Here is a 22,155-nt window from a genome sequence, read left to right as displayed (position 1 = left end):
GGGGTGGGGGGGGGGGGGGGGGGGCGCCCCGCCCCCCCCCCCCCCCCACGCCGCATTCCGCGTACAGTCCGACCGGGCGGTCTGTCAGGGGTTCATCTCGTAGGCGCCGGAGAGCGCCGCCACCTGGGACCAGACCCGGGCGGTGCGCTGCGGGTCGGCGACCGGTCGGCGGACCTGGGTCAGCGCCCACGCGGCCTGCGCGTCGGTGGTGGCCGCCTTGCCGTGCAGTTCGGTGGCGTGGCCGGAGAAGTCGCGGACCAGAATGTCGAAGATCTCGTCCAGCAGGTCGGCGTCCAGGCCGGTCAGTGCGGCCTGCTCCAGGATGAGCTGGCCGTAGACGACCAACGCGAACAACTGACCGAGGGCGAGCAGGAAGTCCAGGTCGCGCTGCTGCTCCTCGCTCGGCGCGTGGGCGGCCAGCAGCGCGCAGAGCCCGTCGGCCTGCTCCCGGAACCGGGCCACGTTCGGCACGCCGGCGTGCGCGTCGTACGCGGCCCGCCAGTCGTGGAAGCGGATCGCGCCCAGCCCCCGGGCCGGGCCCTGCCGGAACAGGAACTCGTCGTCGGCCGGATCGTGCCGGGTCGGAACCGGCGGGAACTCGGCCGGCCGGAACAGGTAGTTGGCCATGAACTTCAGGATCAGGGCCAGGTTGACGTGCACGGTGCCCTCGAGCTTGGGCAGGCCCCGGATGTCCCGCGCGGCCTTGTCGAAGTAGGTGTCCGCCTCGAAGCCCTTGGCGGCGATGACGTCCCAGAGCAGGTCGACGACCTTCTCGCCCTCGGTGGTCACCTTCATCTTGGTCATCGGGTTGAACAGCAGGTAGCGGCGGTCGTCCGGGCCGGCCGAGCGGAAGTAGTCCACCGCCCGGTCGCTGAACAGCTTCATCGCCACCAGCCGGGCGTACGCGTCGGTCAGCTCCCGGCGCACGTGCGGGAAGTCGGTCACCCGCCGGCCGTAGAGCACCCGGTTGTGGGCGTGGGTGACCGCCTCGTACATCGCGTGCTCGCAGATGCCGATCGAGGCGGTGCAGAGGTTGAACTTGCCGACGTTGACGGTGTTGAGGGCGGCGTCGAAGGCGGCCTTCCCGGTGTGCAGGACGTCCTCGGCGCGCACCGGGTAGTCCTCCAGGCGGAACTCGCTGACGTACATCTGCGCGTTCACCACGTTGCGCACCAGGTGGTACGCGGGGTGCCGGCTGTCGGCGGCGAAGAAGACGTACCCGTCGGGGCCGTCCACGTCGGCGCGGCGGCCGAAGACCGAGACCAGGCCGGCGACGTTGCCGTTGCCGATGTAGTACTTGCCGCCGGTGGCCCGGAAGCCACCCTCGCCGTCCGGGGTGAGCAGCATGTCGGTGGAGTAGATGTCGGCGCCGTGGCTGCGCTCGGAGAGGCCGAACGCCATCACGTGGCCGGCGTCGAGCAGGGTGGCGGCGCGGGCCCGGGCGGCGGCGTTGTCGCTCTGCCAGACCGGGCCGAGGCCCAGGACGGTGACCTGCCAGGTGTACCAGTAGCCGAGGCCGTAGAAGCCGAGCACCTCGCTGAGCGCGGCGTTGCGGGCGGTGTCCCAGCGCTTGGCCGGGTCGCCGGCACCGTCGGCGGCCGGGGTGCAGAACGCCGCGAAGAGACCGGACTTGGCGGCGAAGTCGAGGAAGTCGCCGTACCAGGTGTGGTCGTTGTAGCTGTCGACCAGGACCTTCTTGCCGCGCTGCTCGAAGAAGTCGACGGTGGCGCGCAGCAGCCGGCGGGACTCGGAGTCGAGGTGGGCGGGGTCGTAGGTGCGCGGGTTGAGCAACGGGTCGGCCATGGGGGTCCTTTCCGGAGGGTGGGGTCAGCGGGCGAGGTCGCGCAGGGTCGCAAGTACGTCGTCGAGCCAGGCCAGCACCATCCGCTCGTACGCGATGCCGCCGCGCAGCACGACGTGCTGGAGTGCCGCGCGGGCGTCGCCGTGCTCGGGCGCCGGGAAGTCGCGGCGCTCGCCGGCCAGGTAGCTGGCGAGGACCGCCTCGTGGTCGGCGCGGTAGCGCTCGACCTCGGCGACCAGGTCGGCGCGGCCGGCCCGGTCGGCGAAGGCAGCACCGCGGATCTTGACGGCCAGCTCGTGCCGGACCGCCTCGGGCTGCACGGGCGCCCGCAGCCAGTCGGCGAGCGCGCTCTGCCCGGCGGCCGTGGCCGACCAGCACCGCTTGTCGGGGCGGCCGTCCTGGCCGACCTCCTCGGCGGTGACCCAGCCGTCGGTCTCCATCCGCTTGAGCACGCGGTAGATCTGCTGGTGGGTGGCGGTCCAGAACCGGCCGATCGAGCGGTCGAAGCGGCGGGCCAGCTCGTAGCCGGAGGCCGGCTGCTCCAGCAGGGAGACCAGGATCGCGTGCTCGAGGGCCATGCGGGCATCCTGCTATGCAACGAGTTGCATAGGCAAGGCCGCAGGGGCGTCGGTCACACGGACGACGACGCCGCGCCCCTCGTGGGAGCGCGGCGTCGGATCAGGTCAGCGTCGGGCGCCGGCGGGGCGGCGGGTCAGCGCCAGCCCGAGGGCGATCATGCCGAGGCCGAGGAAGAGGTGCAGCCAGTCGTCCGCGTTGTTGAGCGGAACGAAGTTGGCGCCGCTCTCGTGGTTGACGACCACGCCGTAGAGCCAGAGCACCAGGTAGATGGCGCCACCGGCGAGCAGGAACGTGCGCGCGCCGGAGACCGTGCGCGACAGGGCGAGCGCGGCGACGCCGTACGCGAGGTGTACCAGGTTGTGCAGGATCGACACCTGGAACAGCCCGAGCAGCAACGCCTCGGAGTCGTGCCCGGCGAACTTCATCGTGCCGTAGTCCGTGGTGATGCCGGGGATGAAGCCCAGCACCCCGATCAGCAGGAAGACCACGCCGGCCGCCTGCGCGGCGCGACGGACGGGCGACACGGCGGTCGCCGATGCCCCTCGGCCGGGTCTGTTCACCATGTCAACCACCTCCGTCGAAGTCCGTGTGGCCCCGGATGCCCCGGACCACATGCCGCAAACCTCCGGAACCGGGCGGTGGTGAGCGGAGGCCGGCTCAGGCCGGTGGCAGGTGCTCCCGGAGCGCGGCGAACTCGGCCACGGTCAGCCAGGAGGGGTTGGCGCCCTGCGGCTGGCGGAGGACCTCCGCCCTAGCCAGCCGGGCGTCGGCGCGCAGCCGCTCCCGGGGCACCCGGTCACCCGGGTCGAGCACCGTCAACTCCAGCGGCACCGACCAGGGCTCCCCCGGCGCCCCCGGCACGGCCGGCCCGGCCAGGCGTCCGACACCCCACACCCCGTACGCCAGCCGGCGTCGGCTGCCACTGGCCCAGAGGACCACCGGCTGACCCGCCCGTATCAGCTCGGAGCGGTAGCCGGGGCGGACGCACCAGCTGCGCACCCGGGGGTCGGCGGCGAAGCGGGACGCCAGGTCGACCGCGTCCGCGTTGCCCTTGACCAGCCAGGCGCCGAGGCGTTCCGGGGTCACCCGTCGAGTCGTCATCCGGTGCCGGTGCCCAGGACCGGCGCAGTCAATCAGTCAACGTGGCGTTGACCACTCCCACGAGGGCGTTTACCGGGGGCGGGAGGTGGAGATTGTCCCCCGGTACCGACAGAGGGGGAGACCGTTGTCCGAGACCGACCGCCCAGAGCCGCGCGACCGGGGCACCGCGCCCGCCGGGGTGACAGATCCGCTCCTGTGGCGGCTCGCCGCCGGCGTGGCGGACGCGCACCAGCCGGACGAGACCGGGCACTGCGACAACCTGCTCTGCGACCACCAGGAGTGGCCGTGCGACGCCGCCCGCCACGCGCAGCGGGCGCTGGCACTCTCCGGCGACGCCCCCGAGCAGGTCGCCGACCCGGTGCGCGACGAGCGGCGGGAGGAGTCGCCGGGCGACCTGGCAGCCCTGCCCCGCCGCCGCTCGCGGACGGCCGCCGAGGCCGCCTGACGTTTCGCGGGGTGCTACCGCCCCGCACCCACTCACCGACCCGGGGTCACATCGGCCGGCTCGGCTGTGTCTACTGCTGTGAGACGCAACGAGGGGGCGACGTGACAGCGGTCGACGAGCAGGAGTGGTTGACGCAGCGGTTCGAGGAGCACCGGACCCGGCTCCGGGCGGTGGCGTACCGGATGCTCGGCTCGGTGAGCGAGGCCGACGACGCCGTCCAGGACGCCTGGGTACGGGTCAGCCGGGCCGACACCGGTGCCGTCGAGAACATCGGCGGCTGGCTGACCACCGTGGTGGCCCGGGTCTGCCTGAACGCGCTCCGCTCGCGGGAGCGCCGCCGCGAGGAACCCCTCGACGTGCGGCTCCCCGAGCCGGTGATCAGCCGCGAGCCCGGGAACGACCCCGAACACGCCGCGGTGCTGGCCGACTCGGTCGGGCTGGCGCTGCTGGTGGTGCTGGAGACGCTGACGCCGGCCGAGCGGCTCGCGTTCGTCCTGCACGACATGTTCGCCGTGCCGTTCGAGGAGATCGCCCCGATGGTCGAGCGGTCCCCGGCCGCGGCCCGGCAACTGGCCAGCCGCGCCCGACGGCGGGTACGCGGACAGGCCCCCGTGCCCGACCCGGACCTCGCCCGGCAGCGGGAGGTCGTCGAGGCGTTCTTCGCCGCCGCCCGCGACGGCGACTTCGACGCGCTCGTCGCCGTGCTGCACCCCGACGTCGTGCTGCGCTCCGACGGCGGCCCGGGCAGCCGCCACACGGTGGTGCTCACCGGCGCGCCGACGGTCGCCGGGCAGGCGGTCACGTTCGGACGGCTCTACCCGTTCATGCGGCCGGCGCTGGTCAACGGGGCCGCCGGCGCCGTGGTCGCGGCGCAGGGCCGGCCGATCTCGGTGATGGGCTTCACCGTCACCGACGGCCGGATCGTCGCCGTCGACGTGCTCTCCGACACCGACCGGCTGCGCCGGCTCGACCTGGCCGGCCTCGACGACTGACGGCGGACAACCTCTTGACCTCCATCGGAGCATCGGGACGGCAGGCGAGGCGACAGCGCTGACCATCTCCGTAGGATGCTCACATGTCCCGGCCGGTGATCTTCGACCTCTTCCACACCCTGGTCCACGGTGCCGATGACGAGCGTGACCGGGTGGTCGGCGAGATGGCGCTCATGGTCGGGGTGGCTCCGGCCGCGCTGGTCGCCGCGTACCACGCCACCTGGCGTGAGCGGCTGGTCCGGTGGGACGTGGAGGAGACCGTCCACATCCTCGCCGGACGCCTCGGCGGCACACCGACCGACGAACAGGTGACCCGGGCCGGCGGACACCGGCGGGACCTCGCGCGCCGGCTGCTGGACAGTGTCTCGACCGCCACGCTGGACGTGCTCGACGCGCTGCGCGACGACGGGCATCCGCTGGCCCTCATCAGCAACGCCACCTCGGAGACCGCCGAGGCATGGCCGCAGAGCCCGCTCGCCCGCCGCTTCGACGTCGCGGTCTTCTCCTGCGACGTGGGGCTGGCCAAGCCCCACCCGGCGATTTACCACACTGCCACGGCGCGGCTGGGCGTCGCGCCGGCGGAGTGCGTCTTCGTAGGCGACGGCGCGGACGGCGAGCTGGCCGGCGCGGCGGCGGTCGGCATGACCGTGCTGCGGACCACGGAGCACAGCGACACCGACCCGAGCTGGGGCGGACGTGCGTTCGCCACCCTGGGCGACCTGCCCGCCCTGCTGCGTGAGCCGGCCAGTCTGAGTTCCGCTTCGACGGCTGACCGTCGGGTCGGGTGACCAACCGGGTGACGACGCAGGCGGGCGGACCCGCAACACCGCCCGGAGGGACCTCGGTCGGCCCGGTCAGGCGTCCGCCTCCGCGCGCAGCTGCTCCTCGGATGCCCCGCGCCGCCAGTAGCCGGCGAAGGTCACCCGCCGCCGGTCCAGGCCGCGGTCGGTGACCAGGTGCCGGCGGACCGCCCGGACCGTCGAGGACTCGCCGGCGATCCACGCGTACGGGACGCCGGCCGGGAACCGGGCGGCGCGGATCGCCTCGACCAGCAGGCCGCTGCCGGGCGGGGTGGTGCCCCGGACCAGCCAGCACACCTGCGCGTTCGCCACGGTCGGCAGTTCGCGCACGTCGGCGGCGTCCGGCACCTCGACCCACGCCCGCACGGTGGCACCGGCGGGCAGCCAGGCCAGGATGCCGGCGACGGCCGGCAGCGCCGTCTCGTCGGCGGCCAGCAGGACGTGGTCGGTGCCGGGCGGGGGCCGGAAGCAGACGCTGCGGTTGTCCCGCTCGGCGGGTCCGAGCAGGACGATCCGGTCCCCCGGCCGGGCCCGACCCGCCCACCGGGTGGCCGGGCCGCTGTCACCGTGGTGGACGAAGTCGACGTCCACTTCGGACGCCTCCGGCCGCTGCCCGCTGATGGTGTAGGAGCGCATCACCGCGCGGACGGCCGGGTCGGTGGCCCGCCACCGCGCGTACCAGTCGTCCCCGGCGTCGAGCGGGACCACCGGCTCCGGCTGGCCCGGGTGGGGCAGGAAGAGCGAGACGCTCTGGTCCCGGCCGCCGCCGGCGAACGCGGCCAGCTCCTCGCCGGTCAGGGTGACCCGGATCAGCGAGGCGCCGATGCGCCGGGTGTGCCGGACCTGGGCCTGGTAGAAGCGGTACCGGAGGGCGACGCGGGTCGCGGTGCCGGTCGTCACGGCGTCAGCCGACCCGCTTGGCCGACCGGATGGCGGTGGCGAGGTTCTCCAGCAGCGGCGCCGCGCCCGCGTACGAGAAGCGGGGCACCGCGTCCCACGGGGTGACCTGGTTGGCGCGGACGGCGGGCAGCTGCTGCCAGGTGGGCTTGGCCGCGAGGTCCTTGGGCTGCAACGCGGTGGACCGGTTGTCGAGCAGGATCAGGTCGGCGGGGAACTTGCCGGCGTTCTCCCAGCTCAGGCTCTCGAAGTAGTCGCCGGTGGCGAGCTTGTTCGGCACCACGATGTCGACGCCCAGCTCGGCGAAGTACATCAGGTCCGTGCTGACCTTCGGGTTGGAGACGTAGAACAGGTCGGGGCTGCCGGAGGCGGCGAGCACCCGGATGCCGGGGTTGGCCTTGACCGCCTGGCGGACCGACTCGGCGGCGGCCTCGAAGCGCGCCTTGGCGTCGGTGACCTTCTTCGCGTTCAGGTCGGCGCCGAGGGAGCGGGCCAGTTCCGCGTACCGCTCGATGGGCCGGGTCATCGGCACCCGGGCGGTGGTGACGGTGGCGCTGGGCGCCAGGGCGAGGATCTTGTCGCGGCTCTCGTCCGGCACGTACCAGAGGGCACCGGGGTCGTACATGTGGGTGACCAGCAGTTCGGGGCGCAGCCCCGCGTACTTCTCGACGTTGAACTCGCCCCAGACGTTGCCGAGCACGGTGACCCGGTCGACGTCGAGGCCGCCGGCCTGCGGGTCGACGGAGCCGTCGCTGCGGGTGGTCTCGCCGAACACGCCGACGATCTGCGAGTCGAGTCCGAAATCGACCAGCGCGGCGGCGACCCCGGTGAAGGCGACGACCCGAGTCGGGGTGCTCGACAGCTCGATCTTCTGGTTGCGGTCGTCGGTGAACGACCAGGGCCCGGTTGAGCCCTTGGCACTGGTGGAGCTGGGCTTGTCGTCCTGGCCGCAGCCGACGAGGAGGGTCGCGAGGGTGGCGCCGCCAGCGGCGAGCAGGCCCCGGCGGGAGAGTCCGCGGGCGGACATGGAAGCAGGCATGATGACGTCTTTCGATCAGGACCGGACCGCGATGATCCGCGATGGCGGGGTTAGGTTAACCTAACCTAACCCGAAGTCAACCGGTGCCATGCCGTTTCCCCCCGGAGCCGACCCTGTCCGTCACCACGCTCGCCGCCGCCCCGGCGCCGGCGCCACCCACCCGCCGGGCCGGCCCCGCCGCGGCGCTCGCCGCCGGGCTGCTGCTCCTGCTCGTCGTCGCGGTGCTGAGCATCGCCGTCGGTGCCCGACCGCTCTCCCCCACCGAGGTCTGGCAGGGCCTGGTCTCCGCCGCCTCCCCCGAACACGCGGTGGTGCACCGGATGCGCCTGCCCCGCACGCTGCTCGGCCTGGTCGCCGGCGCGGCACTCGGGGTGGCCGGGGCGCTGATGCAGACGCTCACCCGCAACCCCCTGGCCGACCCGGGACTGCTCGGCATCAACGCCGGCGCGGCGGCCGCGGTCGCCTCCGCCACCGCCCTGCTCGGCGTCGGCACCGCCGGCGGCTGGATCTGGTTCGCCCTGCTCGGCGCCGCCACCGTCACCGTCGGGGTGTATGCCGTCGGCGGCGGCCGGCGGGCCACCCCGGACCGCCTCGCGCTGGCCGGGGCGGCGCTCAACGCGGTGCTCTACTCCTACGTCAGCGCGGTCATGCTGCTCAACTCCGCCTCGCTGGACCGGCTGCGGTTCTGGACGGTCGGCTCGCTGGCCAACGCCGAGTTCGCCACCCTGCGTACCGTGGCGCCCTTCGTGCTGGCCGGCCTGCTGGTCGCCCTGGCCGGCGCACGGTCGCTGAACGCGCTGGCCCTGGGCGACGACACCGCGCGGGCGCTCGGCGCCCGGCCGGCCGTGGTGCGCGGCGGCGCCATCGCGGCGATCACGCTGCTCTGCGGCGCAGCCACCGCCGCCTGTGGGCCGATCGTCTTCGTCGGGCTGCTCGTGCCGCACCTGGTCCGCGTGCTGACCGGGCCGGACCTGCGCTGGCTGCTGCCCGCCTGCGCGCTGTACGCGCCCGTCCTGCTGCTCGGCGCCGACGTGCTGGGCCGGGTACTGGGCCGCCCCGGCGAACTCCAGGTCGGCCTGGTCACCGCCGTGCTCGGCGGCCCGCTCTTCCTGCGTCTGGTGGCCCGGCGATGACCGTGCTCCGCACCCCGGGTGGCCGGTCGCTGCGCTGGCGTCCCCGATCGCTGGTCGTCGTCGCCACCGCCGTGCTGCTCGCCGTCGGCCTCGGCGTGCTCGCCGTGGGCGGCGGCGACTACCCGATGAGCCCGGCCGACGTGCTGCGCACGCTGACCGGGGGCGGCACCGCGGCCGAGGAGTTCATCGTCGGCGAGCTGCGCCTGCCCCGGCTGGTCACCGCGCTGGGCGTCGGGGCCGCCCTGGCGCTGTCCGGCGCGGTGGTCCAGACGCTGCTGCGCAATCCGCTGGGCAGCCCCGACGTGCTCGGCATCACCCAGGGAGCGGCGACCGGCGGGCTGATCGCCGTGGTGCTCGGCGGCAGCAGCCTCGCGCTGTCCGGCGCGGCGCTGGCCACCGGGATCTGCACCGGCCTGCTCATCCGTGCCGTCGCCGGCGCCCGGGGCCTGGCCGGCCACCGGCTCGTGCTGGTCGGCATCGGCTTCACGGCGATCCTCACCGGCGTCAACGGCTGGCTGCTCACCCGGGCGCCGCTGATGGACGCCGCCCGGGCGGTGCTCTGGCTCACCGGCAGCCTGGACGGGCGCGGCTGGTCGCAGGCGGTGCCGCTGCTCGGCGTCCTCGCGGCGCTCACCCCGGTGGTGCTCGCCGGCGGCCGGGCAATGGCCATGGTGGAACTGGGCGACGAGACCGCCACCGCGCTGGGCGTGCCGGTGACCCGGGTCCGGCAGGTGCTGCTCGGCGCGGCGGTGCTGCTCGCCTCCGTCGCGGCGGCCGCCGCCGGGCCGGTCTCCTTCGTGGCGCTCACCGCCCCGCACCTGGCCCGCCGGCTCACCCGCGCGCCGGGGCCGAACCTGGTGGCCTCGGCGCTCACCGGTGCGGTGCTGCTGGTCGGGGCGGACCTGGTGGCGCAGCGCGCCCTCGCCGGCCAGCAACTGCCGGTGGGCGTGGTGACCGGGGTGCTCGGCGGGACGTACCTGGTGTGGTTGCTCGCCGCGCGGCGGGCCGGACGGAACTAAGGAGCTCACGTGTCGGGAAACCCACGCCTGGACGGGGTCGGGCTGACCCTGGCGTACGAGCGGCGGATCGTCGCGGAGGGGCTGTCGGTGTCCGTACCGGACGGGTCGTTCACCGTGGTGATCGGGCCGAACGCCTGCGGCAAGTCGACGCTGCTGCGGGCCCTGGCCCGGACGCTGCGGCCGCGCGCCGGGACGGTGCTGCTCGACGGGCGGGACATCCACGCGCTGCCGTCCCGGGCGGTGGCCCGTACCCTCGGCCTGCTGCCGCAGTCGTCGGTGGCGCCGGACGGCATCACGGTGGCCGACCTGGTCGCCCGCGGCCGGTACCCGCACCAGGGGCTGCTGCGGCAGTGGTCCCGGGAGGACGAACGGGTGGTCGCCGAGTCGATGGCCGCCACCGGTGTCGCCGAACTGGCCGACCGGCCGGTCGACGAGCTCTCCGGCGGGCAGCGCCAGCGGGTCTGGATCGCCATGGCGCTGGCCCAGCAGACGCCGCTGCTGCTGCTCGACGAGCCGACCACCTGGCTGGACGTCGCCCACCAGATCGAGGTGCTGGACCTCTGCGCCCGGCTGCACGAGGAGCAGGGCCGCACGCTGGTGGCGGTGCTGCACGACCTGCACCACGCCGCCCGCTACGCCACCCACCTGATCGCCATGCGCGACGGCCGGGTGGTCGCCGAGGGCGACCCGCGCGAGGTGGTCACCGCCGAACTGGTCCAGGAGGTGTTCGGGTTGCCGTGCCGGATCGTCGAGGACCCGGAGACCGGCACGCCGCTGGTGGTGCCCGCCACCCGCCGTCCACGCCTGCCGGTCGCGACACCGGGGGTGGTGGCGACGTCCTGACCGCCGTGCGCCTCGTGGTCAGCTCCATCCGTTGCCGGTCCAACCCTCCGTGATCCACGGCGGCGCCGAACCCGTCACCGCCGCCGCTGCGGCAAGGACGACCACTGTCGCCGTCCCCACTAGCGCACCCCGCCCGAGGTGCCTGGTGCCCGGGAAGCGGGTCATGAACCAGCCCACAGCCACGGTGACCGGCAGCAGAAGACAGTTGGCTCCGACGAGGTAGAAGGTCCACTCGGCGGGCGAATCCCGGCCGATCCACAGTGCGTTCGCGACGGCCACGCTGGACGATGCGTGGGCGATGACCGTCAGGGCCGCACTCGTGGCAGCCTGGACGACCTCCGATCGCCTGCCCACGTTGCTCCCGTCTGTCGATCTCCTCTGGGTCGGTCAGCTTATGCGGCCCGCGTCGCCGAAGCTCCGCTCCCTTCCGGGTCAGCGGGGCGACGGTGGGGCGGCCGCGCCGGCCGGTGGCTGCGGGCCGAAGGTGCGCAGGAACCGGTCCCGGAAGGTGTCCATCCGCCAGACTGGCGCGCTCGGGCCGGGCCGCAGCCCCTCGTCCCAACCCCACGTGGTCACCCGTGCCAGCACGGCGGGGTCGTGGGCCACGATGGTGATCGGCACGTCCCGGCTGGCGTTCTCCCCGGTCACCACCGGCGCGGGCTGGTGGTCGCCGAGGAAGACCAGCACCAGCTCGTCGTCGCCGTACGTCTCCACGTAGGAGATCAGGCTGTTCAGCGAGTACTCGATGGAGCGCCGGTAGCCGGTGCGGACCTCGGTGGCGCTGCGCCCCACCACGTCCTTCGGGTTGGCGGCCACCGAGGTCGGCCGGCGGTAGATGGATCCGTCGCCGACGTGGTCCCAGTCGAGCATCCGGGGGATCGCCGCCCAGGGTGAGTGGCTGGAGATCAGCGGGATCTCCGCCATGATCGGCGCGTGCCCCGGCGTGGCCCGCTCCCGCCGCTGGAAGGTGGCCAGCGTGTACTGGTCGGGCATGGGCGCGTAGTTGAACTTCGGGCCGCGGTAGTCGAGCCCGGCCGCGTCGTGGTAGCGGTCGAAGCCGAAGAAGCTCTTCTCCGGCCAGGGCTGGGTGGCCGCCGGCATCACCCCCACCGTCTGCCAGCCGGCCCGCCGGAACGCGCCGTTGAGGGTGAGCCGGTCGCCGGCCAGCAGGCTGAGGTGGCGTTGCTGGTTGTCCACCCAGAGCCCGGACAGCAGCGTGTCGTGGGCCAGCCAGCTGCCCCCGCCGGCGGTGGGTGAGGTGAGGAAACCGCTGCGGGCGGAAAAGCCCCGCTCGGCGAGCCGGCGCGTACCGCCGTCGAGCACCGCGCCGACCTGCGGGGCGAACTCCGGGTCCTGCACCGCGTCGCGGCCGTAGCTCTCCACGAACGCGACGATCACGTCCTTGCCGCGCAGGGCGGTGAGCAACTCGTCGCCCGGGGTGTCGCGGAAGGCGTCGGCGGCGGCCTCGGCGGCGAAGGCCTCCCGGTCCCGCAGCCCGGCACCGACCTGGCCGAGGTGCTGGCCGACCAGCCGGGACGTCCCCGAGTCGGCGACCGGCACGCCGATCGTCGCGCCGGCGACCCAGACCGCCGCGCACCCCGCCAGCACTCGGACCGCCCGGCGGTCGTGCCGGGCCACCAGCCGGGTCAGCCGGAGCACCGACCGGGTGGTCAGCACCAGCAGCGCGCCGACCGCGGCGACCAGCGCCACGATCGCGCCGATCGCGCCGGCCCGGCCGACGGAGTCGCGGACGAAGCCGTACGCGTCGTCCAGCAGCACCCAGTCGAGGACCAGGTCGAAGGGGCGGGCGAGGCTGGCGGACATGCCCATGTCGAGCAGCTTGACGACGGCGAGCAGCCCGAGTGCGACGCCGCACAGCACCGCCGCCGCCCGCCGTGCCACGCCGCGCAGCACCAGCAGCAGTGCGGCGGCGACCAGCCCCTCGACCGGGATGCGCAGGAACGCGGCGGGGCCGAGCTGGTCGAGCCGGTTCGGCGCCACCAGCACGGCGAACACGAGCAGGCCGGCCGCCACGGTGGTCACCCGCGCCGCGACGGTACGCACCCGTCCCCGCCCACCGGCGACGCCATCCGCCACGGGCCCGGCCGGTTCCGGCCCGCTCGGAGCGTCGGATGCCTCCGCCTCGGCAGGAGCCGGGTGTAGCGCGGACGCCGCATCGGTGGCCTCTGCTGCGGCGGGAGCCGGTTGCGGCGCGGACGCCGCCTCGGGGGCCTCCGCCCCGGCGGCAGGCTCGGCGGGTTGGTCGTGGGCCGGCCCGTCGGGCTCGTCGCGCCGAGGCTGCGGGGTCGGATCGACCGGCGGGGTCGGATCGACCGGGCGGGCCGGTCCGTCCACGGTGGCCCGGCGGCGCAGGCGCGACAGCACTGACACTGCGATGTCCCTTCCCTGGGTCACCCCCGGCCGTCCGGCCGGGCGATCGTGCGGCTCAGACGGGCTGGTGCGCGGCGAGCGGGCGCTCGGCGACGGTCTCCGGCACCGGCCGGAGAGTCGGCGTCGGACGGCGTACGGGGGCGGTCCGCACCCGGCGGTGCCACCAGAGCCAGCCGACGTCGTGGCCGAACGACTCGACCAGCAACGCCAGTGAGGCCGCCAGCACGACGGCGGTCGCTGGCGCGGGCAGCACCTCCGCCGTGGCGACCAGCAGCAGCACTCCCTGGGCCGCGGCCACCACCTTGCGCCAGTACCGCGGCGGCAGCGTCCCGCGCATCCAGGGCAGCACCCGGCTCGCCGCGACGAAGGCGTACCGCATCGCGCCGATGGCGAGCACCCAGCCGCCGGTGGACGGCGCCACGTGGACGCTGAGCACCAGGATCAGGAAGGCGTCGACCTCCATGTCGAAGCGGGCGCCGAGCGCGCTGGCGGTGCCGGTGCGCCGGGCCACCCAGCCGTCGACGGCGTCCAGGGCGAGCGCCACCGCGGCCATTGGCACCAGCACGGCCAGCGGCGCCGCCGCGTCGATGGCGTCCACCACCAGGGCGGTCACCCCGCCGACGAGCACCGCCCGGGTCAGCGTCACCCGGTCGGCCGGGCCCAACCGGTCCGCGCCGCGCCGGCGCAGGCCACGGTCGAGCGCCCCGCAGAGCCCGATGCCGTACGCGACGCCGGCCAGCCAGCCGGCGACGTCGAGCCCGACGGTCGCGGTCAGCCCGGCGAGCAGGACGATCTGGGCGGTCAGGCCGATCACCGGACCGGTTCGAACCTTGGACACCCTGCCTCCGTGTTTATGATCGACGGCCTCGACAGGAAACACGGAGCGGGTGGCCGTTCGGTTCGGTCCGGCAGCCAGATGAGGAGAACATCCGCGTGATCCGCGACGCCCACGCCTTCTGGCTCCGCTCCCCCGGCGTGGGTGAGATCCGCCCGGTGACGCTACCGGCGCCGGGCCCCGACGAGGTCCTGGTCCGCGCGCGGTACTCGGGGGTCAGCCGGGGCACCGAGACGCTGGTCTTCACCGGCGGCGTGCCGGCCGACCAGTACGCGGCGATGCGCGCCCCGTTCCAGGAGGGCGACTTCCCCGCCCCGGTCAAGTACGGCTACCTCAGCGTCGGCGTGGTCGAGGCCGGTCCGGCGCGGCTGCGCGGGCGTACCGTCTTCTGCCTGCACCCGCACCAGAGCGCGTACGTCGTGCCGGCCTCGGCGGTGACGCCGGTGCCCGACGGCGTGCCGGCGGCCCGGGCGGTGCTGGCCGGCACGGTGGAGACGGCGGTGAACGCGCTCTGGGACGCCGCGCCGCTGGTCGGCGACCGGGTCAGCGTGGTGGGTGCCGGCATGGTGGGCTGCGCCGTCGCGGCGCTGCTCGCCCGCTTCCCCGGGGTACACGTCGAGCTGGTGGACCCCGACCCGGCGCGGGCGGCGGTGGCCGCGGCGCTGGGCGTCGGATTCGCCTCGCCCGACGACGCGGCCGACGGGCGGGACCTGGTGGTGCACGCCAGCGCGACCGGCCCGGGGCTGCAACGCGCCATCGACCTGCTCGCCCCGGAGGGCACGGTGGTCGAGCTGAGCTGGTACGGCGACCGGCCGGTGCAGTTGTCGCTGGGCGGGTCGTTCCACTCCGGCCGGTTGACCATCCGCAGCAGCCAGGTCGGCACGGTCTCGCCGGCCCGGGCGGGGCGGCGAAGCTACGCCGACCGGATGGCGCTGGCCCTGGAGCTGCTCGCTGATCCGGTCTTCGACGCGCTGCTCACCGGCCGGTCGCGCTTCGCGGACCTGCCCGATGTGCTCGACCGACTGGCCGCGGGGAGCCTCCCCGCGCTGTGCCACCTCATCACCTACGACGGGGAGTGACGCCGTGTTCAGCGTGACCGTACGGGACCACATGATGGTCGCCCACAGCTTCCGGGGCGAGGTCTTCGGGCCGGCGCAGGGGCTGCACGGGGCGACGTTCGTGGTGGACGCGACCTTCCGCCGCGCCGAGCTGGACGCCGACGGCATCGTGGTGGACATCGGCCGGGCCACCGAGGAGCTGCGGGCGATCCTCGCCGAGTTGAACTACCGCAACCTCGACGACGAGCCGGCCTTCGCCGGGGTGAACACCACCACCGAGGTGCTGTGCCGCACTGTCGCGGACCGGCTGGCCGAGCGGGCGCACACCGGTGGGCTCGGCCCGGGGGCCCGCGAGCTGGCCGGGATCACGGTCACGCTGCACGAGTCGCACATCGCCTGGGCCAGCTACGAGCGGTCGCTGTAGCCGGTGCCCGTGGTGCACGTCGTCCTCCCCGGCGACATCGACGACCCGGCGACCCCGAGCGGCGGCAACACGTACGACCGCCGGGTCTGCCGGGGCCTCGCCGAGCGGGGGTGGGCGGTGCGCGAGCACGGCGTACCCGGGCGGTGGCCGCGCCCCGACCCGCCGGCGCGGACCCGCCTGGCCGGGGTGCTCGCGACGCTGCCCGACGGCACGGTGGTGCTGCTCGACGGGCTGGTCGCCTCGGCCGTGCCGGAGGTGCTGGCCCCGCACGCCCGGCGGCTGCGGCTGGTGGTGCTGGTGCACATGCCGCTGGAGGACGACACCGAGGCCGCCGCGCTGGCCTGCGCCGTCGCGGTGGTCACCACCAGCGGGTGGACCCGCCGCCGCCTGCTCGACCGGTACCCGCTGCCCGCCGACCGGGTGCACGTGGCCACCCCCGGGGTGGACCCGGCACCACCGGCGACCGGCACGGGCGCCGGCACGGCGTTGCTCTGCGTCGCGGCGGTCACCGCGCACAAGGGACACGACGTGCTGGTCCGCGCCCTGGCCGAGGTCGCCGACCTGCCCTGGACGCTGGACTGCGTGGGCGCGCTCACCCGCGATCCCGGCTTCGTCGCCGGGCTGCGCCGGCTGGTGGACGAGCGGGGGCTGGCCGGGCGGGTACGGCTGGCCGGACCGCGCACCGGGGCCGACCTCGACGCCGCGTACGCCGCCGCCGACCTGCTGGTGCTCGCCTCGCACGCCGAGACGTACGGGATGGTGGTCACCGAGGCCCTGGCCCGCGGCCTGCCGGTGCTCGCGACCCGGGTGGGCGGGGTGCCCGAGGCGCTGGGCCGGGCCCCGGACGGCGAGCCGCCCGGCCTGCTGGTACCCGCCGACGACCCGGCCGCGCTGGCCGGCGCGCTGCGGCGCTGGCTCACCGGGGCGCCGCTGCGGCACCGGCTGCGGCAGGCGGCCCTGGCCCGCCGGGACGGCCTGGCCGGCTGGCCGGACACCGCCGCCGCGATCGCCCACGTCCTGAACGGAGTGAGGGTATGACCACGCACGTCACCGATCCCTTCGCCGACTGGCTCGCGCTGCGCGAGCCCGCCGACGCCGCCGCCCGCGCCGACGACCTGGTGGACCGGGTCCGCGCCCGGCTGGCCGCCGGCCGGCCCCTGGTGGTGCACGACCTGGGCAGTGGCACCGGCTCCATGGCACGCTGGCTGGCCCCCCGGCTGCCCGGCCCGCAGCACTGGGTCCTCTACGACCGGGACCCGGGGTTGCTCGACCGGGCCCTCGCCGCCCCGCCGCGCGCCGCCGACGGCAGCCCGGTGCGCGTCGAGACGCGGCGTACGGACATCACCCGGCTCACCGCCGCCGATCTGGCCGGCGCCGACCTGGTCACCGCCTCGGCGCTGCTGGACATGCTGAGCGCCGAGGAGATCGAGGCGATCGTGACGGCCTGCGTCGGGGCGGGCCGCCCGACCCTGTTCACGCTCTCCGTCATCGGCCGGGTGCGGCTCGACCCGCCGGACGAGCTGGACGCGGAGGTCGCCGCCGCGTTCGACGCGCACCAACGCCGTACCGTCGACGGCCGGCGGCTGCTCGGGCCGGACGCCGCCGCGGCCACCGTCGCCGCGTTCCGGCGGCACGGGGTTCCCGTGACGGTCCGGTCCAGCCCGTGGCGGCTGGGCGCCGGGCAGGACGCGCTGATCGCCGAGTGGTTCACCGGCTGGTGCGACGCCGCCGTCGAGCAGCGCCCGGAGCTGGCCGCCCGGATCACCGGGTACGCCCGCCGCCGGCTGGCCGAGGCGGCGGCGGGCCGGCTGACCGTCACGGTGGGCCACGACGACCTGCTCGCCGGGGTGGAATGAACCCGACGGCCGGCCGGTACGTGGAGGAGGGAGAGATCTTCGACAGGAGGCCCCGCGTGCCACAGGCTGCCCACGACACCCCCGGCACCCAGGTCCGTCCGATGTGGGCCTGGGTGAGCAACCTCGGCGGCGTGGCGCTGGTGGCGGCGCTGCTGTGGTGGCTGGGCACCGGCCCGGCGCTGGCCGCGCTGCGCCGCATAGACACCCCGGCGGTGGTCGCGGCGCTGCTGCTCGGGGCGCTCAGCACCGTCTGCTGCGCCTGGCGGTGGCGGCTGGTCGCCGGAGGGCTCGGCGTCCGGCTCCCGCTGGGCACCGCCGTGGCGGACTGCTACCGGGCGGTCTTCCTCAACGCCACCCTGCCCGGCGGGGTGCTCGGCGACGTGCACCGGGCGGTGCGCCACGGCCGGGAGGCCGGCGACCTGGGCCGGGCCGTGCGGGCGGTGGTCTGGGAACGCAGCGCCGGTCAGGTCGTCCAGGTCACGCTCGCCGCGGCGCTGCTGCTGGCGCTGCCGTCGCCGGTGCGGCCCTGGCTGCCGGAGGCCACCGCGCTGGCCCTGGCGGTCGCCCTCGGCGTGGTGCTGGTGGCACGGGCGCTGCCCCGCTCCGGGCCGTCCCGGCGGGCCCGCGCGCTGCGCGCCGCCGCCGCCGACGTCCGCGCCGGCCTGCTGACCCGCCGGACCGGGCCGGGGGTGCTGCTCGCCTCGTCGGTGGCGGTCCTCGGCCACCTGGGCACCTTCCTGGTGGCGGCCCGGGTCGCCGGCGCGACCGCCCCGCTGGCGCAGCTGCTGCCGCTGACCCTGCTGGCGCTGCTGGCGATGGGGCTGCCGGCGAACGTGGCCGGGTTCGGCCCGCGCGAGGGGGTGGCCGCCTGGGCGTTCGGGGCCGCCGGCCTGGGCGCCGCCCAGGGGGTGTCCACCGCGCTGGTGTACGGGGCGCTGGTGGTCGTCGCCGCCCTGCCCGGCGCCGCCGTGCTGCTGCTGGGCCGGCTTCCGGCCCCGTTTCCGTACCGGTCCACGCCTCGTACGGTGGGCCAGGGCGGTTCTGCCGCGGTACCCGCTGCCGGGTTGGCCGGCAGCGCCTGACGGAGGAGACACATGTACGGAGCACTTCCGGTCGCCACGGTCCGCACCCAGGTCACGGTCCCCCTGCGCCTACCCGACGGGTACGCCACCACGGCCCGGGTCTTCACCTTCGACGGGCTGGTGGACGGGCGGGAGCACCTGGCGTTCGGGCTCGGCGACTGGGCGGGCGCGCTGCGGCGGCAGTCGGCCGGGCCGGCGCCGCTGGTCCGCCCGCACAGCGAGTGCCTGACCGGGGACGTCTTCGGCAGCCAGCGCTGCGACTGCGGCCCGCAGCTGCGCGAGGCGGTGGAGCGCATCGCCGACGCCGGCGGGTTCCTGCTCTACCTGCGGCAGGAGGGGCGCGGCATCGGCCTGTACCCGAAGCTGGACGCCTACGCGTTGCAGGACGCCGGCCTGGACACCTACGAGGCGAACGTGGCGCTCGGGCACGGCGAGGACGAACGCGACTACCGGGCGGCCGCGCAGATGCTGGCGGTGCTGGGCGTGCGGCGGCTGGCGCTGCTGAGCAACAACCCGGAGAAGGCCGAGCAGCTCGACGGGCTCGGCGTGACGGTGACGGAGGTGATCCCCACCGGGGTCTACCTCTCCCCCGCCAACGCCGACTACCTCGCGGCGAAGGCGAGCCGGGCGGCCGCCCGCACCGCCGACTCGCCGTCGCTGACCTGAGATGGGCACCGTGCCGGCGGGCCGACGGCCGTACGTGCTGCTGAGCTGCGCCACGTCGATCGACGGGTACATCGACGACGCCACCGGGCAGCGGCTGCTGCTGTCCAACGCCGACGACCTGGCCCGGGTCGACGCCGTCCGGGCCGGCTGCGACGCGATCCTCGTCGGCGCCGGCACCGTCCGCCGCGACGACCCGCGGCTGGTGATCCGCTCGGAGCGGCTGCGCCGGGCGCGGGTGGACCGCGGGCTGCCGCCGTCGCCGGTGAAGGTGACGCTGACCGGGCGCGGCGACCTCGACCCGAGCGCCCGGTTCTTCACGGTCGGCGACGCGGACCGGATCGTGTACTGCGCCTCGCCGGCGGTGACGAAGACCAGCGAGGTGCTGGACGGGCTGGCCACCGTCGTGGACGCCGGCGACCCGCTGGACCCGGCCCGGGCGCTGGCCGACCTGGCCGGGCGCGGAGTGGACCGGCTGATGGTGGAGGGCGGCGGGTCGGTACACGCCCAGTTCCTCACCGCCGGGCTCGCCGACGAGCTGCACCTGGTGGTCGCCCCGTTCTTCGTCGGCGACCCCCGGGCACCCCGCTTCGTCCGCGACGGCCCGTTCCCGTGGCACCCCGGCCGACGGGCCCGGGTGGTCGAGGCCCGCCAGATCGGTGACGTGGTGCTGGTCCGGTACGCCCTGTCGGAACGCTGCCCGGACGCCTGACCCGGTGAACCGGCGGGCCCGTTCGTCCGTACCACCGGCCGACACGGAGAACCGGCCTACTACGCTTCGTCGTAGGATGGGGCGTGGCGGACGAGGGAGCGGCTGTGGTGGACGACGGCGACGAGCAGGTGACCGCGTGGGCGCTGGCCGCCGGCCGGGGCGACCCGTTGGCGCTGGCCGCGTTCGTCCGGGCCACCCAGGGCCCGACCTGGCGGTTCCTGCACCACCTGCTGGCCGACGCGGAGACCGACGACCTGGTGCAGGAGACGTACCTGCGGGCGATGCGCGCGCTGCCCAGGTTCGCCGCCCGGTCCTCGGCGCGGACCTGGCTGTTCGGCATCGCCCGGCGGGTCGCCGCCGACCACCTCCGGTCCCGGCGGGCCCGCCCACCGGCCACCACCATCGACGGGTACGACCCGCCGTCGGCGGGCCGGTTCGAGAACGTCGTGGTGCTGGACGCCCTGCTGCGGCAACTGCCGGCCGAGCGGCGCGAGGCCTTCGTCGCCACCCAGCTCCTCGGCCTGTCGTACGCCGAGGCGGCGCAGGTCTGCGACTGTCCCGTCGGCACCATCCGGTCGCGGGTGGCCCGGGCCCGGGCCGACCTGGTCGACGCCATGGCCGACCGCGCCACCCGGACGGACACCCGCGCCGGCTGATCCCGCCGCCGGCCCGGATCGTTCCGTAAGGACATCGCAAGGTTTCCGCGCCCCGGCACCGGCCCGGCCCACGGCTACGCTGACCGGCACGAGGGGGAGGTACGCCGTGCCGCAACGGGTGCTGGTCGTCGACGACGACCGGACGGTCAGCGACGTGGTCTGCCGCTACCTGGAACACGCCGGCTACCAGGTGGACCACGTCTCCGACGGCGCCGCCGCGCTGGCCGCCGTCGCCGCGGCGCCGCCGCAGCTGGTGGTGCTCGACGTGATGCTGCCCAAGGTCGACGGGCTGGAGGTCTGCCGGCGGCTGCGGGAACGCCCGGACGGCGTACCCATCGTGATGTTGACCGCGCGCGGCGACGAGGCCGACCGGATCCTCGGCCTGCAACTGGGCGCGGACGACTACCTGAGCAAGCCCTTCTCCCCCCGCGAGCTGGTGCTGCGGGTGCGGTCGGTGCTGCGCCGGGCCGGCGGCGAGCCGGCCGGCGCGGCGGCGGAGGTGCTCACCGACGGCGCCCTCACCGTCGAGACCGGCCCCCGGGTGGCCCGGCTGCACGGTCGGGAACTGGCCCTCACGCTGCGCGAGTTCGACCTGCTGGCCCACCTGATGCGGCACCCGGCGCGGGCGTTCCGCCGGGCCGAGCTGCTGGAGCGGGTCTGGGGCTGGAGCTTCGGCGACCAGTCCACCGTCACCGTCCACGTGCGCCGGCTGCGGGAGAAGATCGAAACCGACCCGGCCGACCCGCGCCGGATCGTCACGGTGTGGGGCGTCGGCTACCGGTACGAGCCGGCCGATGGCTGACCTCGCGCTGATCTTCGGGGCGGCGCTCGCCGCGGCCTGCTGCGTCGGGCTGCTCGGCGCGGGGGCGCTGCGGCTGCTGCGCGGCCGGTCGATCACGGTGCACATCTCCGTCCTGCTGGCGATGACGGTGAGCGCGGTGGCGGCCGGGGTCGCGGTGATCGCCGAGGCGATGTTCCTCTCCCCGCACGACCTGGAGGTGGTGCTGATCACCGTCTCCGCGGCGGCGGTGGTCAGCCTCGCCGTCGGCTGGCTCTTCGGCCGGCGGCTCGCCGCGGCGGCGGTCTGGGCGGACCAGGCGCGGGAGCGGGAGCGGCGGATCGAGAAGGGCCGCCGGGACCTGGTCGCCTGGGTGTCGCACGACCTGCGCACGCCGCTGGCCGGGCTGCGGGCGATGGCCGAGGCGCTGGAGGACGGGGTGGTCGCCGACCCGGCGACGGTGCACGAGTACCACCGGCGGATCCGGGTGGAGACCGACCGGATGACCCGCCTCGTCGACGACCTGTTCGAGCTGTCCCGGATCAACGCCGGGGCGTTGCGGCTGTCACTGTCCGCCGTGCCGCTGGGTGACGTGGTCTCCGACGCCCTGGCCGGCACCGCGCCGCTGGCCGCGGCCCGCCGGATCCGGCTGGTCGCCGCCGAGTCGGGCTGGCCGACGGTGACCGCCAGCGAGCCGGAGCTGGCCCGGGTGGTGGGGAACCTGCTGCTCAACGCGGTGCGCTACACGCCCGACGACGGCACCGTGCGGGTCGACGCGGGCCGCGACGGCGACGCCGCCTGGCTGGCCGTGGCGGACACCTGCGGCGGCATCCCCGAGGACGACCTGCCCCGGCTCTTCGACGTGGCCTTCCGGGGCGAGCCGGCCCGCACGCCCCGGCCGGGCAACGGCGGTGCCGAGGGCTCCGGCGGGCTGGGCCTGGCGATCGTGCGCGGGCTGGTCGAGGCGCACGGCGGCCGGGTCGACGTGCGCAACGTCGCCGGCGGGTGCCGGTTCGTCGTCCGGCTGCCGCTGGCCGACGGCTGACCGTCG

Annotated in this window: 24 protein-coding genes and 1 pseudogene; 16 read left to right on the top strand and 9 right to left on the bottom strand. The window is 75.4% G+C overall.

What is annotated here, in order from left to right:
- Positions 1 to 84: 84 nt before the first annotated feature.
- The 4 genes from M2302_RS21170 to M2302_RS21155 all read right to left on the bottom strand — a co-directional run bounded on the left by M2302_RS21170 (position 85) and on the right by M2302_RS21155 (position 3,481).
- Positions 85 to 1,803 carry an acyl-CoA dehydrogenase gene (locus M2302_RS21170; RefSeq protein ID WP_210776884.1) on the bottom strand — a complete coding sequence of 573 codons (1,719 nt, stop codon included), beginning with the start codon at positions 1,801 to 1,803 and terminating at the stop codon, positions 85 to 87.
- Positions 1,804 to 1,827: 24 nt separating this feature from the next.
- A complete protein-coding gene (locus M2302_RS21165) occupies positions 1,828 to 2,379 on the bottom strand; it encodes a PadR family transcriptional regulator (protein WP_280839584.1) in 552 nt (183 codons plus the stop codon).
- Between the two features lie 105 nt (positions 2,380 to 2,484).
- Positions 2,485 to 2,943 (bottom strand): DUF4383 domain-containing protein, encoded by a 459-nt coding sequence (locus tag M2302_RS21160; RefSeq protein ID WP_280839583.1) that lies wholly within the window; start codon positions 2,941 to 2,943, stop codon positions 2,485 to 2,487.
- Positions 2,944 to 3,037: 94 nt separating this feature from the next.
- Complete coding sequence (locus tag M2302_RS21155; RefSeq protein ID WP_280839582.1) at positions 3,038 to 3,481, bottom strand: hypothetical protein; 444 nt, start codon at positions 3,479 to 3,481, stop codon at positions 3,038 to 3,040.
- A 124-nt stretch (positions 3,482 to 3,605) separates the two neighbouring features.
- On the opposite strand from M2302_RS21155, the gene M2302_RS21150 reads away from it, so the two are divergent.
- The 3 genes from M2302_RS21150 to M2302_RS21140 all read left to right on the top strand — a co-directional run bounded on the left by M2302_RS21150 (position 3,606) and on the right by M2302_RS21140 (position 5,706).
- Positions 3,606 to 3,926: a hypothetical protein gene (locus tag M2302_RS21150; protein WP_280839581.1), complete on the top strand. Its 321-nt coding sequence runs from the start codon at positions 3,606 to 3,608 to the stop codon at positions 3,924 to 3,926.
- Positions 3,927 to 4,027: 101 nt separating this feature from the next.
- Positions 4,028 to 4,918 (top strand): RNA polymerase sigma factor SigJ, encoded by an 891-nt coding sequence (sigJ, locus tag M2302_RS21145; RefSeq protein ID WP_280839580.1) that lies wholly within the window; start codon positions 4,028 to 4,030, stop codon positions 4,916 to 4,918.
- 83 nt (positions 4,919 to 5,001) lie between these two features.
- Positions 5,002 to 5,706 carry an HAD family hydrolase gene (locus M2302_RS21140; protein WP_280839579.1) on the top strand — a complete coding sequence of 235 codons (705 nt, stop codon included), beginning with the start codon at positions 5,002 to 5,004 and terminating at the stop codon, positions 5,704 to 5,706.
- A 66-nt stretch (positions 5,707 to 5,772) separates the two neighbouring features.
- On the opposite strand, the gene M2302_RS21135 is transcribed toward M2302_RS21140, so the two are convergent.
- Together M2302_RS21135 and M2302_RS21130 are read right to left on the bottom strand one after the other, a co-directional pair.
- Positions 5,773 to 6,618, bottom strand: a complete 846-nt coding sequence (locus tag M2302_RS21135; RefSeq protein ID WP_280839578.1) for a siderophore-interacting protein — start codon at positions 6,616 to 6,618, stop codon at positions 5,773 to 5,775.
- Between the two features lie 4 nt (positions 6,619 to 6,622).
- On the bottom strand, positions 6,623 to 7,654 hold the full coding sequence (locus tag M2302_RS21130) for an ABC transporter substrate-binding protein (RefSeq protein WP_280839577.1): 1,032 nt from the start codon (positions 7,652 to 7,654) through the stop codon (positions 6,623 to 6,625).
- Positions 7,655 to 7,851: 197 nt separating this feature from the next.
- On the opposite strand from M2302_RS21130, the gene M2302_RS21125 reads away from it, so the two are divergent.
- The 3 genes from M2302_RS21125 to M2302_RS21115 are packed head-to-tail and all read left to right on the top strand — an operon-like array spanning position 7,852 to position 10,649.
- Positions 7,852 to 8,787 (top strand): iron chelate uptake ABC transporter family permease subunit, encoded by a 936-nt coding sequence (locus M2302_RS21125; protein ID WP_280839593.1) that lies wholly within the window; start codon positions 7,852 to 7,854, stop codon positions 8,785 to 8,787.
- Positions 8,784 to 9,806, top strand: coding sequence for an iron chelate uptake ABC transporter family permease subunit (locus M2302_RS21120; RefSeq protein WP_280839576.1), 1,023 nt, complete (start codon positions 8,784 to 8,786; stop codon positions 9,804 to 9,806). The genes M2302_RS21125 and M2302_RS21120 overlap by 4 nt, the downstream gene beginning before the upstream one ends.
- 42 nt (positions 9,807 to 9,848) lie before the next feature.
- Positions 9,849 to 10,649 carry an ABC transporter ATP-binding protein gene (locus tag M2302_RS21115; protein WP_280839592.1) on the top strand — a complete coding sequence of 267 codons (801 nt, stop codon included), beginning with the start codon at positions 9,849 to 9,851 and terminating at the stop codon, positions 10,647 to 10,649.
- A gap of 18 nt (positions 10,650 to 10,667) precedes the next feature.
- On the opposite strand, the gene M2302_RS21110 is transcribed toward M2302_RS21115, so the two are convergent.
- The 3 genes and pseudogenes from M2302_RS21110 to M2302_RS21100 form a co-directional block, all read right to left on the bottom strand.
- Positions 10,668 to 10,928 carry a hypothetical protein gene (locus M2302_RS21110; protein ID WP_280839575.1) on the bottom strand — a complete coding sequence of 87 codons (261 nt, stop codon included), beginning with the start codon at positions 10,926 to 10,928 and terminating at the stop codon, positions 10,668 to 10,670.
- Positions 10,929 to 11,081: 153 nt separating this feature from the next.
- Positions 11,082 to 12,692 carry a sulfatase-like hydrolase/transferase gene (locus M2302_RS21105; protein ID WP_280839574.1) on the bottom strand — a complete coding sequence of 537 codons (1,611 nt, stop codon included), beginning with the start codon at positions 12,690 to 12,692 and terminating at the stop codon, positions 11,082 to 11,084.
- A gap of 511 nt (positions 12,693 to 13,203) precedes the next feature.
- A pseudogene (locus M2302_RS21100) lies at positions 13,204 to 13,878 on the bottom strand (CDP-alcohol phosphatidyltransferase family protein); the annotation flags it as partial.
- Between the two features lie 95 nt (positions 13,879 to 13,973).
- On the opposite strand from M2302_RS21100, the gene M2302_RS21095 reads away from it, so the two are divergent.
- The 10 genes from M2302_RS21095 (at position 13,974) to M2302_RS21050 (ending at position 22,149) form a co-directional block, all read left to right on the top strand.
- Positions 13,974 to 14,954 (top strand): zinc-binding alcohol dehydrogenase, encoded by a 981-nt coding sequence (locus tag M2302_RS21095; RefSeq protein ID WP_280839572.1) that lies wholly within the window; start codon positions 13,974 to 13,976, stop codon positions 14,952 to 14,954.
- A 4-nt stretch (positions 14,955 to 14,958) separates the two neighbouring features.
- Entirely contained in the window at positions 14,959 to 15,357 is a 399-nt protein-coding gene (locus M2302_RS21090; protein ID WP_280839571.1) for a 6-carboxytetrahydropterin synthase, read from the top strand.
- A gap of 3 nt (positions 15,358 to 15,360) precedes the next feature.
- Positions 15,361 to 16,395 carry a glycosyltransferase family 4 protein gene (locus tag M2302_RS21085; RefSeq protein ID WP_280839570.1) on the top strand — a complete coding sequence of 345 codons (1,035 nt, stop codon included), beginning with the start codon at positions 15,361 to 15,363 and terminating at the stop codon, positions 16,393 to 16,395.
- Entirely contained in the window at positions 16,392 to 17,213 is an 822-nt protein-coding gene (locus M2302_RS21080; protein WP_280839569.1) for a class I SAM-dependent methyltransferase, read from the top strand. Before M2302_RS21085 ends, M2302_RS21080 begins: the two co-directional genes overlap by 4 nt.
- 101 nt (positions 17,214 to 17,314) lie before the next feature.
- The gene (locus M2302_RS21075) at positions 17,315 to 18,295 is read left to right on the top strand and encodes a lysylphosphatidylglycerol synthase domain-containing protein (protein WP_280839591.1); all 981 of its coding nucleotides are present in this window, start codon (positions 17,315 to 17,317) and stop codon (positions 18,293 to 18,295) included.
- Between the two features lie 12 nt (positions 18,296 to 18,307).
- Positions 18,308 to 18,961, top strand: coding sequence for a GTP cyclohydrolase II (gene ribA / locus M2302_RS21070; protein WP_280839568.1), 654 nt, complete (start codon positions 18,308 to 18,310; stop codon positions 18,959 to 18,961).
- A gap of 10 nt (positions 18,962 to 18,971) precedes the next feature.
- Positions 18,972 to 19,670 carry a dihydrofolate reductase family protein gene (locus tag M2302_RS21065; protein WP_280839567.1) on the top strand — a complete coding sequence of 233 codons (699 nt, stop codon included), beginning with the start codon at positions 18,972 to 18,974 and terminating at the stop codon, positions 19,668 to 19,670.
- 104 nt (positions 19,671 to 19,774) lie between these two features.
- Positions 19,775 to 20,326 (top strand): sigma-70 family RNA polymerase sigma factor, encoded by a 552-nt coding sequence (locus tag M2302_RS21060; protein WP_280839590.1) that lies wholly within the window; start codon positions 19,775 to 19,777, stop codon positions 20,324 to 20,326.
- A 106-nt stretch (positions 20,327 to 20,432) separates the two neighbouring features.
- Positions 20,433 to 21,128, top strand: a complete 696-nt coding sequence (locus tag M2302_RS21055; protein WP_280839566.1) for a response regulator transcription factor — start codon at positions 20,433 to 20,435, stop codon at positions 21,126 to 21,128.
- A complete protein-coding gene (locus M2302_RS21050) occupies positions 21,121 to 22,149 on the top strand; it encodes a HAMP domain-containing sensor histidine kinase (RefSeq protein ID WP_210779843.1) in 1,029 nt (342 codons plus the stop codon). The genes M2302_RS21055 and M2302_RS21050 overlap by 8 nt, the downstream gene beginning before the upstream one ends.
- Positions 22,150 to 22,155 lie beyond the last annotated feature (6 nt).

Source organism: Micromonospora sp. A200 (assembly GCF_029893845.1).
GTDB classification, from domain to species: domain Bacteria; phylum Actinomycetota; class Actinomycetes; order Mycobacteriales; family Micromonosporaceae; genus Micromonospora; species Micromonospora purpureochromogenes.
The sequence above is the reverse complement of the archived record's forward strand: the minus strand, read 5'-3'. Positions and strand labels throughout refer to the sequence as shown.